Raw genomic sequence first — 944 nt, forward strand, 5'->3', positions numbered from 1 at the left:
GAAGCCAGCGACTAGTTCCACTGTCCTTTCGGATGGCGGGAACGGACATAAACATAGCCCGCCCAATCGGGTGGACAGGCTATGTATCTTCGGTGCCCTGGGGTGGAACTGCTAACAACGTAATGGGCGTGGTACCGTGTAGTTAATCGTTCAGCCCGCTTCGACAATTTGGTTGGAGACGGGCTGGATTTCTATCTTGACAGCAGTCCCTCATGAAGAAGATCAAGAATCCCACCACGGTTGATGAGCAGATTACACTCCTGCGCGCCCGCGGGATGGAGATCAATGAGCCGCTAGCACGGCAGTGGCTGTCTAGCGTCTCATACTACCGATTGTCCGGGTACTGGTACTCCTACCGGGTGCTTCCCGAGCCTGAAGATCCCAAAGAACCACGACGCGCTGATAGCTTCGTGCCGGGCACAACGTTTGAGGAAGTAGTGGCGCTCTACGAGTTCGACCGCAAAATGCGCACACTTATCTACGATGGGATTGAGCGCATTGAGGTTGCGCTTCGCGCGAGGATCGGCGAATTACTCGTCGCGAAAGGGGCCTTGTCCTACAAGGACCGCAGCTGTTTCCGTGCGAAATTTAAGCATCAAGATTGGCTAAAAACTGCAGAAAAGCGCGTGGACCGAGCGCGCAAGCGCAGTCAAGCTGTTGCCCACTACGCTGCCAACTACGACGACTACCCATTCTGGGTTCTTGCTGATGTCCTTGATTTCTCCGACATTTCGATTCTCTTTGACGGCCTCCTACTTGAGGATCAGCGAAGCATCTCACACAGTTTCGGTTTACGTATCGACCCTGATCAGCTGAAGGACCTGACCCCCGTTAGGTAGACACCCAATCTCAGCTCAGTCGGGCTGGGGGAAAGGTAATCTACCACCATGTCAGCGAAACGCTATGACGAGCAGTTCAAAAGGGATGCGGTTGCCTTCTATGAG

The 944-nt window shown here is 54.0% G+C and carries 1 protein-coding gene; it reads left to right on the forward strand.

All coding sequences use genetic code 11. The features are described 5' to 3' along the window. Positions 1-212: 212 nt before the first annotated feature. Positions 213-839: an Abi family protein gene (locus NQ050_RS11000; protein WP_257039384.1), complete on the forward strand. Its 627-nt coding sequence runs from the start codon at positions 213-215 to the stop codon at positions 837-839. Positions 840-944 lie beyond the last annotated feature (105 nt).

The organism is Corynebacterium sp. 122RC1 (assembly GCF_024580955.1).
Taxonomy (GTDB): Bacteria; Actinomycetota; Actinomycetes; order Mycobacteriales; family Mycobacteriaceae; genus Corynebacterium; species Corynebacterium kozikiae.

Bases quoted from the DNA above. Each gene is read 5' to 3' on its own strand.
- NQ050_RS11000 (WP_257039384.1), top strand. From the start codon at position 213: ATGAAGAAGATCAAGAATCCCACCACGGTTGATGAGCAGATTACACTC.